The sequence below is a fragment of the Streptomyces sp. NPDC033131 genome (assembly GCF_055578365.1).
The window spans coordinates 18,025-30,647 of the sequence record NZ_JBVIPA010000066.1 but is presented as its reverse complement, the minus strand read 5'-3'; the positions used below and the strand labels follow the sequence as shown (position 1 = coordinate 30,647).

Sequence of the window (12,623 nt, the reverse complement as noted above, 5' to 3'; positions counted from 1 at the left end):
GCTCCACACCTACAATCACCACCGCGGACACACCGCGCTCAAAGGCCAACCACCCGCCAGCCGCGTCCACAACCTCACGGGTCAGTACACCTAGCTCTTGGCACATGCCGCTCGGCCAACCACCGCGGACACCGCCTGTGGTAAGGCTCGCGGTACTGGCCTACAGGCTCCCTGGGCCGGGTGGGCCTCCGAGGCGCCGGAAGCCCGGCGCGCGGGGAGCCTGCGCCCTGTGTCAGGCGATGGGTGAGGCGAACCTGCTCCGCGGGCAGTCGTTCACTCCCCGGCAAGGTCCCGGCCGGGCGTGGTCCCGAACATGCGGCGATAGTCGGCAGCGAAACGCCCCACATTGGTGAAGCCCCATCGGCCGGCGACCGCGCTCACCGTGGTCGCTCCGGGGTTCGCCGTACGCAACTCCGTGCGGGCGCGCCGTAGACGCGCTTCCTTGAGCTGCCGCATCGGGGAGCCGAGGTCGTGTCGTTGGTAGGCGGCCTGCAGACCGCGCACGCTCAGTCGAGCCGCCTCGGCGACCTCGGCCAGTCCGATGTCCCGGTCGGCGTTCAGCTCGATGAAGGCGTTGGCCCGGCGCACCGCGGTCGGCGCGGCCGCGACCGCCCCGGCGTCATCCCGCACGCGCTGCAGAGAATGTGGGTAGGCCTCCAGGAGCGCAGAGACACCGAGCCGGACAAGAGCATCCCTGAGCAGCGGGCTGTCGGTGAGACTCACGCCGTCAGGGCTGGCCTTGCCGACTCTCAGCTCCGACCACAGCATGCGGGAGACGGACTCCCAGCGCATCGCCGCCCCTCCTCGGCGCGGCGGGCCGAGTTCGAACCGCACGGGGCACGGTTCGTCCTGCCCCCACATTTCGGCGGCGATCTTCTCAACGCTCCAGCGCTCGAACACGAGGTTGATCACACGGCAGTCGTCGCGCCAGCGCAGCTGGTGCCAGCCATAGGGGTCGGTGACGATCGCATGGGAGGACGTCTCCGCTCCCCGGCCCTCGCCGCTGCCCTTGGCGGTGACGCCGAACCGGCCCCGCAGCGGTCGCGTGACCAGGACGAAGTCGTCGAAGGGCACGGGATCGACGACGACCTCTCGCCCCCCGTACTGCAGGTCGAAGGCGGCCAGACCGGCCCATCCGTGTCCGGTCTGACGGCAGAAGAACTCGCTCGCGTCCGACCTCGGGCCGGCTGCGATCCGGTGCGGACAGTAGACGTCGCCCAGGCGCTGACGGGCTTCGTCGAGATCGGACGTCGACACCGCCGAGGTGATCACCATGCTGAGCCTCCGCCGTTCGAGACCCGCCCGAGAGGGCGTGCGCAGTCCCGACTGTACGTCCAGTAGCCGCAGCGGTCACCGTGCCTTCCGTCTCGCGGCCCGTGTGCCAAGGTCGTCCTGGGGACGGTCCCGGCACACGGGCCGACGCTCAGTCGAAAACGAGGACCGGCTTGATGGTGCGGCCCTCGTTCGCGTCGGCGCACGCCTTCTCGATGTCGCCGAACGGGTACGTCCGCATCATCTTGTCCATCGGGAACCGACCCTGGCGGAACAGCTCGATGAGCCGGGGGATGAAGACTCCCGGCACGCTGTCCCCCTCGCAGACACCGCGGATCGTGCGCCCGAAGATCAGGTTGTTCATCGTGATCGCCGCGGTCGTACCCATGGGCGAGGCCCCGATGGTGCCGCACACACCGGTCACTCGCAGGCAGTCGACCGCCAGCGGCAGCACCTGGGGACTGCCGGTCGTCTCGACGCTGTAGTGGGCCCCGTGACCGGTCAGGGACGCGATGCGCGCGGCGACGTCCTCCTTGCTCGCGTCGATGGTGTGCGTCGCCCCCAGCTCACGTGCCAGCTCCAGCCGCTCGGGCCGCGTGTCGACACCGATGATGGTGGTGGCACCCGCGACCACAGCGGCCATGATGGCGCTCAGGCCGACTCCGCCGGTTCCGAACACCACGATGCTGCTTCCCGCCTCGACCTCGAGCGAGTTGAGCACCGCACCCGCTCCGGTCTGGATGCCGCAGCCCAACGGCCCGAGCAGATGCAGAGGCACGTCCTGGGGTACCTTGACCAGGCTGCGCTCGGGGCACACGGAATGCGTCGCGAACGATGACTGTCCGAAGAAGTGCCCGAAGATCTCCCGGTCATCCAGGCTGATCGCACTGCTGCCGTCCTCCACGCGACGGCCGGTGAAGTTCCAGTCGTAGTAGTCGAGACAGTAGGCGGGCTTGCCGCGCAGGCAGTTGTCGCATCGGCCGCAGAAGTTGAAGCCGAGGATGACATGGTCGCCGGGCGCCACCGCGCGGACGCCCTCGCCGACTGCTTCGACGACTCCCGCGCCCTCGTGCCCGAACACCGCCGGGAAGGTCACGGGGAAGAACTGCTCTCGCATGATGATGTCGGTGTGGCACACACCGACGGAGTTGTTGCGGACCAGTACCTCTCCCGGCCGGGGAGGGGCGAGCGTGATGTCGCGGATGGTGAACGGTCCGTCCTTCTCCATCACGACTGCCGCTTGGACGTCATGTGTCATGACGGGGGCCTTTCTGTGAGTGCGAAACGTCAGCCGCCGTGACCCGGGGCTGTGAGCGCGGCTCCGGGGGAGCGACGCGGGAGCCGCCGGAACGGTCCACTCGCGTACCCGGTCAGCCGAACATCGGCGGCGGGACCTGCTCCGCGAGGACGACGGACTTCAGCTGCGTGTACATGTCCAGGGTCTCCGCGCAGAACTCGCGCCCGATCCCGCTGCCGTGGTACCCGCCGAACGGTGAACCGTCGACGAGGTTGAAGTACTGGTTGACCCAGATGGAGCCGGCCTTGAGCCGGTCCGCGGTCCGCATGGCGTGCGTCAGGTTCGAGGTGTAGACACCTGCCGCGAGCCCGTAGTCGACGCCGTTGGCCTGCTCGATCATCTCGTCGTAGTCCCGCCAGCGGATGACCGAGAGGACCGGACCGAAGATCTCCTGCTGCGCGATGCGCGAGGTGTTGTCCGTCTCGAAGACCGTCGGTTCGATGAACCAGCCCGCCTCGTTGCCGGGAACAGTGGCACGCGATCCCCCGGTGACCAGGTTGGAATCCTCCTTGCCCGAGGCGATGAAGTCGAGGACCCGCTCGCCCTGGGTCTGCGAGACGAGGCAGCCGAGCCGTGTCGCCGGATCGACCGGCGAACCCACGGTGATCCGTTCGAACACGCCGGTCAGCCGGCTCAGGAAGTCGTCGTAGAGGTCGTCGTGCAGGAAGAGCCGCGTGCCCGCGAGGCAGGACTGGCCGTTGCAGTACGTGGCGGCGAAGGCCGCGTTGTCCACCACCCGGTCCAGGTCGTCGATGTCCGGGAAGACGATGTTCGGGCTCTTGCCTCCCAGTTCGAGGGAGACGGGAACCAGCCGGTCGACACCCGCGTGGGCGATGATCCTGCCGACCTCGGCCGAGCCGGTGAAGGCGAGCTTCTGGACGTCGGGGTGGGCGGTCAGCGCAGCGCCCGCCTCGGTCCCCATCCCCGGCACCACATTGACCACTCCGGGCGGGAAGATCTCCGCGAGCGCCACGCAGAGTTCCAGGGTGGACAGGGAGGCGTTCTCGTCCGGCTTGAGCACCAGCGTGTTGCCCGCGGCGAGCGCCGGCGCGAGCTTGAAGGCCGTCATGATGGCCGGGACGTTCCACGGGATGATCTGGCCGACGACCCCCAGAGGCTCACGCTTGGCGATCGCCCAGCCGCCGGGTACCGGGTTGTTCCACCCGGTGTGAGTGACCGCCGCGGCGGCGAAGAAACGGTACTGGCTGATCGCGATGCGGTGATCGATCGCGGTCTCCCCGATGGTGCGCCCGATGTCCATCGCGTCGATCACGGCCAGCCGGTCGATGTTCTCCTCGACCCAGTCCGCGAGCCGGTGCAGCAGTGCGGACCGCTGCGCCACGGGGGTCGCGGCCCATCCCGGAAATGCCGACTTCGCGGCTGTCACCGCCGCGTTGATGTCGTCTGGTCCTCCACGGGTGATCGTCGCGAGCCGGGCACCGGTCGCCGCGTTGACGGCGTCGAACGTTTCGGTCGAGATCGACACGCGCTTTCCGCCGATCAGCGGCTCATAATGGTCGGCGAGCCCTACGTCCACCTTCATTTGGTTTCCTCCACGTCATTGCGCGGTCCGCGCTTCGATGGGAGGAGCGTAGGAACCGGTGATGCTCGTCGGGCAGCCCATGGAACGCACACAGACGGACGCTCAACGCACACCGAGCCACCGGCGGCGGTCAGCTTTGGCATGCGGGTCTCTCGGCTGGGAAGGCGCATCGACGCCGATCTCGTCACCGAGACCGTCGACGCCCTGGAGGTCCTGGTCACCGCACCGGCGCGGGCACTGCAGGAGATGGTCCTCGACAGGTAAGGCGACTACGTCGTGGTGTTCGACACCGACACCGAGACGGTGCCCGTCTTCACCGCCCTCGGCAGTGGGTCGGCACGGCGGACAGTCCCGACACCATCGGCACGCTGATCGAGATCCACGAGCGCGTGAACGGCGGTGACGAGTGATGGCCACGACCACCGCGCAGTCCCGCACCGTCCTGGAACGGTTCCCCGCCGGAGCCCCTCCGAGGCTCATGGCCGGCGGAAGCGTACGCCGCCGCCCAACGAGCCCAGTGCACGGACGCCCAGGTCGTGATGGACCTTGGCAGCGACCAGTTCCTCGTGGTCACCGACACCACCCCCAGTAGCACTCCCGGAGCGCCGCGCCTGACCTTCCCGGCCGGGCGCGGCGCTCCGTCGTTCCCGTTCTTCACCAGCGACCCGGAGGCACCTTCGTGCGCCTGACCCACCCGATCCGCCTGATCCCGTTTGGCTATCTGCACCTGCCCACCGGCCCGGACGGCTCTCCCGTCCCGCCCGCCGCCGACCGGATCGAGGACGCCCGAGACCGGATCGAGGACGCCTGCGACCGGCTCCGCTACCTTGCGGCAGCCCGCGACATCCTCGACCTGGACGGCCTCAATCCCGTCCAGGACGTCGTCGTCCTGAACACCCCCGGCGCCCGCGAACTCATCGCCAACCTCGCCGACCTGCCCGCCGGCCCTCGCCGCATCGTAATCGGTTGTGCAGGAGGCCGGCACCGTGCAAGCGGCCTCACCGAAATCCTCGCCCGCGCACTTCGCGACCGGGGCCGCGAGGTCGAAGTCGAGCACCTCCACGTCCACTTGCCGCGCGTGCTCAAGACCCCCGCCAACGGCACCGCCCACCCCAGCGCCACGCAGGAGGCCCCGATGAAGCGCCGTTTCTTTCGCCGCTGCGGCCACGCGCCCGGCGCCCTCAGCCTTGAGGGCCAGGCCGCCCTCGACCAGTTCCGCGCACTGCTCGCCGCCCTCCGCGACGCGAACCCCTGGACCCCCGCCAATGCCAGGACCTCGCCGTCCGGGTCGGCCCGTTCGTAGAGCGCGCTCGCCCGCGCCCGGGTGACGAACCATGGACCTGACATCATCGCCGTCGCCCTGCAACACCCCGGTGGCTCGTACACGCCCTACGGCGAGCGCTACCGGAAACCGGTCTGGCTACGCTGCGAGACGACCCAGGATCCTCGGTGCGTGGAATTCGGCCTACGCGCCGCTCACCCACGCCGCGGCGAACCCGGACCTCCCCGACGACGTCGGCATGCCCCCCGCGCACTACGGCGTTCACGTCGAAGCACGCCGCAGCGACGGCACCGGCTACACGCCGCTCCGTATCTGCCCCTACTTCGAGCGCCTCACTGAGCTTGGGCCTGGATGCCGGCCCCTTCGACGCCAGGGCCCGCTCCCCACCGTCCTCCCAGGTCCGGCGCCAGCGCTGTACGGACCGCACGCTGACACGTAACTCACGGGCGACCGCGGCATTGCCCTGCCCAGCAGCGAACAGCTCGGCCGCCTGCAAACGGATGTGCTCACGAAACGCCTGTCGCTCGGCGGTCAGCCCGCCTCCTTGCGGATACCTCATACAACCGGCCTACCGCAGCAACTACCGCTCGTCAGCTACGACATCACGCCAGCAAAGTCAGTAACTCCTCGGCTATGAAGCCCAATTGGCCAGCCAAGCGGGTCGTGCGGCGTTGGTACCGCTCCAACAGTCCGGGGACCTGCTCGCTGAAGGTCCGCCGAGGCAGCCCAGCCCAGTGCAGGCCAGGCGCCGCACCTGCACCGACACCACCACCCGACGGCCGTCCATCGGTACATCGGCCACGGTACGTCCATGAAAGCCATGCACTCTCACAGTCGGCGTCCCGCACATCGGACACGGTACTCACTCCTGGCGAGTCCGCGCCGACACGTGGATCACCTCGCCCTCGTCCACCACGTCCTCGACAACCAGCGCCGACAACCCTGAAGACACAGTATCCACGAGGGAGTTGACGTCGCGCATGCGATGTCGACGAAGGTGATCACGCTTCGTCTCCACCGATTGCAACAGAGCCAGACGTTCGGTGTAACTCCAGATCATGGAAGATGCATCGATGACCAGTGAGAACGTGTACGAGTCCGAAGCTGTCGAGCCCAGTTTAGGGCCCGCAGATCATTAACCCGTAGCTTTCCGGTTTGGCGGTCGCTGGTGTGGTGTGAGCGGATGGGCAAAGCAACAGGCTTCACTGAACCTCTTTCATCCTGAGTATCCGCAGATCAGTAGGGTATGGACGGCGGCGACGATGCGTCCGATGCGGTTGGTTGAGCAGCGGGCTCGGCGGAGTAGGCGCCAGGTCTTCAGCTGGGTGAAGGCGCGTTCGCCGGGGGCGCGGAGTCGGGCGTGGTTGCGGTTGTACTGCTGGTAGTGCTCGGGTAGTTCGTGGTGGTGGTAGGGGGTGCGGACGCTGGCGCCGGCACCTTGGTAGGCCCGGTCGGCCAGGACGAGGATCTGCCGGGTGAGGCAGGTCTCGATCACGCTGTGGGCGCGGGCCGCGGTCAGGTCGTGGGTACGGCCGGGCAGTGCCCGGGAGAACCACAGGGGTGTGCCATCGGGTGTGGCGATGACCTGCACGTTCATGCCGTGCTTGCGGTGTTTCTGGGAGTAGTACGGCTCGTCGGCCGCGACGCGGTCGGTGGGGGTGAGGGTGCCGTCCAGGACTACGAAGTCGTCCTCGCCCCGGCCGGTCAGGCCCTCCCGCGTGCCCAGGCTGCGAGAACGCTGATGGTCTCGTCCACGTACCGCCAGGCCGTTGCTTCCGAGACGCCGAAGCCGACGCCGAGCTGGGCCCAGGGTCTCGTTCTTGCGCAGGTGGGCCAGGGGCGAGCAGAGCCTGCTGGAAGCAGCCCAACTTCCTTCACCGGATGCCCTGTTCACGCCGCCGGGCGCAAATGATCCAGGAAACGTGCTCAACCAGTTCGTGCCATACATCGAGCGCGGAAGGATATGGACCAACGAAGCCCCCCCGGCCGTCGGCGTGTTGAGTGAGATCACCACACCAACGACGAGGGGCTTCGTCACGTCACACCACCCTGAGCAACCTCGTTCACCCCGGTAGCACAGGATGAAAAAGGTTCATTGGCAGCCAAGTTCGCTGTGGTTCTGCCGCAGCGTGGCTGACTTCTTGACCTGGATGAGGTCTCCCATCCGTAGCTGGAGCCGGCCGGGTCGCACCCCGGTGCGAGGACACTGCCGGCGGCGGCGATACTGAACGCATGAAGCTCAGCCGCCCCTTGTCCTGTTTCCTGCTCGCCTTCGGGGTGTGGAGCTGGGCCATCTGGATCACTTTCATCAAGAACCTGTGGCAGGACGGCAGCGGGCTCGCGTTCGACGACGCGGGCGATCCGACGGCGTACTTCTGGGTGCATCTGACGCTCGCCGTCGTCTCCTTTGTTCTGGGGACGGCCATCGGGGTCATAGGGGTGCGCGGAGTGCGCGCTCTTCGCAGGACCGTGTGATCGGGAGTACGACGTGATGATCATTGTCTTCGTCCTTGTCGCCCTGCTGGTGCTGGGCGCCATCGGGGCTCTGCACTGGTACGCCTGGCGTCGCCTGGTGCGCGACACGACACGCGGGCCGGGCCTCGCCAGACGCGTGGGCACGGCGGTGCTCATCGCCGGGCCGGTGCTGATGGTCGCCGGTTTCGCGGCCGAGCTCGCCAGCGCCCCCTTCTGGCTGCAGCAGACCCTGACCTGGCCGGGGTTCATGTGGCTCGCCCTCTCGCTGTACCTGCTGCTGGCCCTGCTGGCGGGGGAGCTCGTACGGCCACTTGTACGTCGCCTGGTGGTGCGGCGCGCCGCCCCGGCTCCCGCAGAGCGGCCGGTGCCGGTGGCGCGCGAGCTCGAACCGGAGACGGTCCCGGCGGGCGCGCAGTCCGCGGAGTCCGCCGAGCCCGCGACCGCTCAGGCCGCGGCCACCGAGCCGGCTTCCGCCGAGCCCGGACAGCCGGCTCCGCCCGCGGCGACGGAGCCCCCCTCCTCGGCGGCACCGGCCGACCCCTCCCGCCGCCTCTTCGTCTCCCGTGTCGTCGGCGGCGCAGTCGCCGCCGCCGCTGTCGGGACCGTCGGCTACGGCACATACGGCGTCGTACGCGGGCCAAAAATCAAGCGGGTCACCGTGCCGCTGGCGAAGCTCCCGCGCGCGGCGCACGGTTTCCGGATCGCGGTGGTCAGCGACATCCACCTCGGGCCGCTGCTGGGCCGGGGCTTCGCGCAGAAGGTCGTCGACACGATCAACTCGACGCAGCCCGACCTGATCGCGGTGGTCGGGGACCTCGTCGACGGCGATGTGGACGACCTCGGTCCGGCGGCGGCGCCGCTCGCCGGGCTGAAGGCGCGGCACGGCAGCTACTTCGTCACCGGCAACCACGAGTACATCTCCGGAGCCGAGCAGTGGGTCGAGGAGGTACGGCGGCTGGGCCTGACCCCGCTGGAGAACGACCGCCGCGAGCTGCCGTATCTCGACCTCGCCGGTGTGAACGACCTTGACGGTGAGGACGAGGGCCAGGGCCCCGACTACGCCAAGGCGCTCGGCGACCGGGACACCTCGCGGACCGTGGTGCTCATGGCCCACCAGCCCGTCCAGATCCACGACGCCGTCGACTACGGCGTCGACCTCCAGCTCTCCGGCCACACTCACGGCGGCCAGCTGTGGCCGATGACCTACGTCGCCGACGCCACCAACCCCACTCTCGCGGGCCTGGAGCGCTATGGCGACACCCAGCTCTACGTCAGCCGTGGCGCGGGCGCATGGGGACCACCGGTGCGGGTCGGGGCACCGTCGGACATCACGGTGGTGGAGCTGGCGTCGAAGCAGGCATGAGGTCCGTCAGACTTCGCATGACGGCCCGTCAAGATGCCCTGAGCGGGGGTGAGTAGTGCCCTCGTGAGTTCTTCATTAACTGAGGGCTCGCAGAGGATCAACACGCTGGGTTGTTCTCTGTCGGTGCTTCGGTTTTTCTGGTCAGGAAGCGATGAGGTCGGCTGGTGCGGGGAACCGTGCTGTCGAGGGTGCGATGGCGTGTCCGTGCTGTTCCAGGAGGGGGCGGGTCTCCTGAATGGTCCTGGTGATCGTTCCTCGGTCCACGGCGAACAGTTCGCCGAGGACGGCTTGGGTGCAGAGTTTGCGCAGGTAGAGGGCGGTGGCCATGACGCGGTCGGCGTCGGTGAGCCTGGCACGGGAGCCCGCGCCGGGGCCCGGCAGCGCTCCGTCCCGCGCCGTGTTGGCGCTGCCGTGCTGGGCGGCCTGGGCGGTACCACTTGTCGCCTGCTCGGGCTGGTGGTGCCGCAACTCGCGGGCGTAGGCATGACCGGACTTCGCACGCCAGCGGCGAACCGTCTCGTAGGAGACGACGACACCGCGCTCCATCATCAGCTCCTCGACCTCGCGGAAGCTGAGCGGGAAACGGTGATACTGCCACACACAGTGGGAGATGACCTCGGCCGGTACCGGTGCCCCTTGTACGACGGCGACACGTTCCCGGCGGACAGCCTCCTCCAGCATGATCAACCCGAAGATCATCCCACCCCGGTCAGCGAACGTGACAGTGCCTGGCGCGGTGGTCGACGATCAGCGGCTGAAGCGATGATCAGCCGCTCCCGCGGATCCGGAACACGTCGGTGGTGATCGGGCAGGTGGACGAATCAGGTGGTGTGTCCGAAGACGGGGCGATGCCGGGTCGTGCGGGCGGCGGGCACTCCGGCGCCGAGCCGCTTGAGTTTGATCACGGGGAGGCGGTGATTGACCGCTACGGCTGTGGCCGTGCCTTCGTCATTCCGCCATCTCAGCAGCGCACTGCGGTCGTTCACCGATCCGGCGAGGACTTCGGGGGTTCCGGTGAGCGGCAGTTCGCCGCTGATCTTGATGTCGAGTCCGGACTGCTCGGTCCAGAAGTAGGGGTCCGGTCGGTAGGGCCGGGCCGACGCGCCGTGCAGCAGGCCGGCCGCGGCCGCCCGGCCCTGCTCGACCGCGTTGGTCCAGTGCGGGGTTCGGCGTCCCTGCCGGGACACGACGTCCCCGGCGGCGACCACACCAGGAGCGACGCGGCAACACGTGTCGGCGACGAGGCCGCCGCCGGCGTCCAGGGGCAGGCCGGAGTCCTTCAGCCAGTCGGTGTTCGGTACGTCTCCGACCGCGCACACGATCACGTCGGCCTCGAGGACCCGCTCGCCACAGCGCACGCGGTGTTCGCCCAGGACGTCGACGCCGTCCGGCGCGACCCGGACACGTATGCCGTGATCCCGCGCGGCCGCGACGGCGAGATCGGCCAGCCAGGGTCCGAGGAGCCTGAGCAACGGTGGGACGAGGTCGACCACCGTGACGTCCAGGCCCAGGGCGCGGCAGGTCGTGGCGATCTCCATGCCGAGGAAGCCGCCGCCCAGCACGATCGCGCTTCGGGCGACGGCAAGCCGGGAAGCGAGGGCCGCGGCGTCATCCAGGGTGCGCAGCGCCAGATCGTCGCGGCCGGTCAGGCGACGGGCCCGGGCACCGGTGGCCACGATCAGGCCGTCGTACGGTACCTGCGTGCCGTCGGTCAGCGTCACCGCACGGCCGCGGACGTCCAGGTGTACGGCCCGTGCCCCGGTGCGGAACTGGATGTCCTCGCCCGGAGGGGCAAGCAGGGCTGAATCCGCGGGTTCCCTGCCGGCCAGGACGCCCTTGGACAGCGGGACCCGCGAGTAGGGCTGGTGAGGCTCGTCGGACAGGACGGTCACCTGTCCGTCGAACCCCTCTGCCCGCAGGCTCTCCGCTGCCGTCAGCGCGGCGATGGATCCACCGACCACGACGATCCGCTTCACGGCTGGACCTTCAGGGCCGCGACGGGGCAGACCCGTACTGCGGCGGCGACGGCGCTCTCGCGCTCCGGGGCCACCTCCTCGTGGGTCAGGTGCAGTTCGCCCTCGTCGTCGAGCCGGAACACCTCGGGCGCGGACTGCTCACACAGCCCGTGGCCCTCGCAACGGTCGAAGTCCACCACGATCCTCGACATCTCACTGCCCTTCCGCGCGTACCGTTACGGGGAGCGAGGCCAGACCCCTGATCACGTTGTTGAGCTTGCGGACCGGCTCGCCCGCGAGCTCGATCGACGATGCGCGCCGCACCAGCGCGCCGAGCACCGCCTGCGCCTCCAGGCGGGCCAGCCCCTGGCCTGCGCAGCCGTGGACGCCGTAGCCGAAGCCGACGTGGTCGACCGGGTTGCGGCGGACGAGGAACTCGTCGGGGCGCTCCCACTTGCGTTCGTCCCGGTTGGCCGAGGCCCAGGACAGCAGGACTTTGGCGTCGGCGGGGATGGTGATGCCCTCGATGTCCACCGGCTGGGTGGTGCGCCGGAAGAATCCCTGTGCGGGGGACTCCAGCCGCAGTGACTCCTCGAACGCCGGTCCGAGGAGTGCCGGTTCCGCGCGCACCTCCTGGTATGCCTCGGGATGCTGGGCGAAGAGGAGGATCGTGTTGCCGATGCCGTTGATGGTGGTGTCCATGCTCGCGACCACGTACGCGGACAGCAGGGGCACCACTGAGGCCGGCTCGAGCTCTCCCCGGTCCGCGGCCTCGTAGACGGCGGCGGCCCAGCCGTCCGGGCGGAGGTTCTCCGGCACCATCACCGTGTTCAGGTACTCGAACATTTGGCCGATAAAGGGAAGGGACGCCTGGGCGCGGGCGTTGAAGGGGCCGAAAGTGTTGAACGCCGCGTCCGCGAACGACAGCAGTGGGCCCCTTGCTTCCTCGGCGAGTCCGATCAGGTCGGCGACCACGGTCACGGGGAACACAGCGGCAAGATCCCCTACGGCGTCGAAATCGCCCTTGGCCAGGGCGTCGGCGACGAGGTCGTCCGCGAGGGCGGTGATCCGGGTGCGGAGCTTGGCCAGGGCTTTGGGGGCGAGCCTGTCGGACAGCACCGCCCGAAGTCGGGTGTGGTCCGGTGGGTCGCTGGCCAGCACGGTTCCCTTCATCGGGGCGTTGAACTGGTCCTCGTAGCCCACACCCCGCGCGGAGGAGAACCGTTCGTGGTCGGCCAGGGCCGCGCGGACGTGCTCGTAGCGGGGAAGGACCCATGCGTCGTAGGTGGTCAGCCGTACCGCGGGGCCAGCTTCCCGGAGGCTGCGGAGAGCCGGGTACGGGTCGTGCAACACCTCGTCGGCGAACAGGTCGACGTCGGAGGTGGGCACAGGCAAGGTCGCATGCGTCACGGCTGACTCTCCTTTGAGTGTTGTTG

The 12,623-nt window shown here is 69.0% G+C and carries 11 protein-coding genes and 4 pseudogenes; 4 read left to right on the top strand and 11 right to left on the bottom strand.

Going from position 1 to position 12,623, the window contains the following annotated elements; translation table 11 throughout:
• Positions 1 to 273: 273 nt before the first annotated feature.
• The 3 genes from ACZ5XS_RS42645 to ACZ5XS_RS42635 form a co-directional block, all read right to left on the bottom strand.
• Positions 274 to 1,275 (bottom strand): AraC family transcriptional regulator, encoded by a 1,002-nt coding sequence (locus ACZ5XS_RS42645; protein ID WP_468660763.1) that lies wholly within the window; start codon positions 1,273 to 1,275, stop codon positions 274 to 276.
• 148 nt (positions 1,276 to 1,423) lie between these two features.
• Entirely contained in the window at positions 1,424 to 2,530 is a 1,107-nt protein-coding gene (locus tag ACZ5XS_RS42640; RefSeq protein WP_468660761.1) for an NAD(P)-dependent alcohol dehydrogenase, read from the bottom strand.
• 112 nt (positions 2,531 to 2,642) lie between these two features.
• On the bottom strand, positions 2,643 to 4,112 hold the full coding sequence (locus tag ACZ5XS_RS42635; protein WP_468660759.1) for an aldehyde dehydrogenase family protein: 1,470 nt from the start codon (positions 4,110 to 4,112) through the stop codon (positions 2,643 to 2,645).
• Between the two features lie 141 nt (positions 4,113 to 4,253).
• Between ACZ5XS_RS42635 and ACZ5XS_RS42630 the strand changes: the two genes are divergently transcribed.
• Together ACZ5XS_RS42630 and ACZ5XS_RS42625 are read left to right on the top strand one after the other, a co-directional pair.
• A complete protein-coding gene (locus tag ACZ5XS_RS42630; RefSeq protein ID WP_468660757.1) occupies positions 4,254 to 4,376 on the top strand; it encodes a hypothetical protein in 123 nt (40 codons plus the stop codon).
• Positions 4,377 to 4,791: 415 nt separating this feature from the next.
• Positions 4,792 to 5,415, top strand: a complete 624-nt coding sequence (locus ACZ5XS_RS42625) for a RapZ C-terminal domain-containing protein (protein WP_468660755.1) — start codon at positions 4,792 to 4,794, stop codon at positions 5,413 to 5,415.
• A 307-nt stretch (positions 5,416 to 5,722) separates the two neighbouring features.
• On the opposite strand, the pseudogene ACZ5XS_RS42620 reads toward ACZ5XS_RS42625, so the two are convergent.
• From ACZ5XS_RS42620 to ACZ5XS_RS42610, 3 pseudogenes are all read right to left on the bottom strand, one after another.
• Positions 5,723 to 5,953, bottom strand: a pseudogene (locus ACZ5XS_RS42620) (helix-turn-helix domain-containing protein); the annotation flags it as partial.
• Positions 5,954 to 6,014: 61 nt separating this feature from the next.
• Positions 6,015 to 6,376: pseudogene (locus ACZ5XS_RS42615) on the bottom strand (transposase family protein); the annotation flags it as partial.
• A gap of 234 nt (positions 6,377 to 6,610) precedes the next feature.
• A pseudogene (locus ACZ5XS_RS42610) lies at positions 6,611 to 7,408 on the bottom strand (transposase family protein).
• 218 nt (positions 7,409 to 7,626) lie between these two features.
• On the opposite strand from ACZ5XS_RS42610, the gene ACZ5XS_RS42605 reads away from it, so the two are divergent.
• Both ACZ5XS_RS42605 and ACZ5XS_RS42600 read left to right on the top strand, forming a co-directional pair.
• The gene (locus tag ACZ5XS_RS42605) at positions 7,627 to 7,869 is read left to right on the top strand and encodes an SCO4848 family membrane protein (protein ID WP_468660754.1); all 243 of its coding nucleotides are present in this window, start codon (positions 7,627 to 7,629) and stop codon (positions 7,867 to 7,869) included.
• Between the two features lie 16 nt (positions 7,870 to 7,885).
• A complete protein-coding gene (locus tag ACZ5XS_RS42600) occupies positions 7,886 to 9,232 on the top strand; it encodes a metallophosphoesterase (RefSeq protein WP_468660767.1) in 1,347 nt (448 codons plus the stop codon).
• 141 nt (positions 9,233 to 9,373) lie between these two features.
• Here ACZ5XS_RS42600 and ACZ5XS_RS42595 read toward each other — a convergent pair whose 3' ends face one another.
• The 5 genes and pseudogenes from ACZ5XS_RS42595 to ACZ5XS_RS42575 form a co-directional block, all read right to left on the bottom strand.
• Positions 9,374 to 9,613, bottom strand: a complete 240-nt coding sequence (locus ACZ5XS_RS42595) for a helix-turn-helix domain-containing protein (RefSeq protein ID WP_468660765.1) — start codon at positions 9,611 to 9,613, stop codon at positions 9,374 to 9,376.
• A gap of 49 nt (positions 9,614 to 9,662) precedes the next feature.
• A pseudogene (locus tag ACZ5XS_RS42590) lies at positions 9,663 to 9,900 on the bottom strand (IS6 family transposase); the annotation flags it as partial.
• A 153-nt stretch (positions 9,901 to 10,053) separates the two neighbouring features.
• Positions 10,054 to 11,208 carry an NAD(P)/FAD-dependent oxidoreductase gene (locus ACZ5XS_RS42585; RefSeq protein WP_468660752.1) on the bottom strand — a complete coding sequence of 385 codons (1,155 nt, stop codon included), beginning with the start codon at positions 11,206 to 11,208 and terminating at the stop codon, positions 10,054 to 10,056.
• On the bottom strand, positions 11,205 to 11,399 hold the full coding sequence (locus ACZ5XS_RS42580) for a ferredoxin (protein ID WP_468660750.1): 195 nt from the start codon (positions 11,397 to 11,399) through the stop codon (positions 11,205 to 11,207). The genes ACZ5XS_RS42585 and ACZ5XS_RS42580 overlap by 4 nt, the downstream gene beginning before the upstream one ends.
• A 1-nt stretch (position 11,400) precedes the next feature.
• Complete coding sequence (locus ACZ5XS_RS42575) at positions 11,401 to 12,597, bottom strand: cytochrome P450 (RefSeq protein WP_468660748.1); 1,197 nt, start codon at positions 12,595 to 12,597, stop codon at positions 11,401 to 11,403.
• Positions 12,598 to 12,623: the final 26 nt, after the last annotated feature.

Coding starts and splice junctions, on each gene's coding strand:
- ACZ5XS_RS42645 (WP_468660763.1), bottom strand. CDS start 1,275: ATGGTGATCACCTCGGCGGTGTCGACGTCCGATCTCGACGAAGCCCGT.
- ACZ5XS_RS42640 (WP_468660761.1), bottom strand. CDS start 2,530: ATGACACATGACGTCCAAGCGGCAGTCGTGATGGAGAAGGACGGACCG.
- ACZ5XS_RS42635 (WP_468660759.1), bottom strand. CDS start 4,112: ATGAAGGTGGACGTAGGGCTCGCCGACCATTATGAGCCGCTGATCGGC.
- ACZ5XS_RS42600 (WP_468660767.1), top strand. CDS start 7,886: ATGATCATTGTCTTCGTCCTTGTCGCCCTGCTGGTGCTGGGCGCCATC.
- ACZ5XS_RS42580 (WP_468660750.1), bottom strand. CDS start 11,399: ATGTCGAGGATCGTGGTGGACTTCGACCGTTGCGAGGGCCACGGGCTG.
- ACZ5XS_RS42630 (WP_468660757.1), top strand. CDS start 4,254: ATGCGGGTCTCTCGGCTGGGAAGGCGCATCGACGCCGATCTCGTCACC.
- ACZ5XS_RS42605 (WP_468660754.1), top strand. CDS start 7,627: ATGAAGCTCAGCCGCCCCTTGTCCTGTTTCCTGCTCGCCTTCGGGGTG.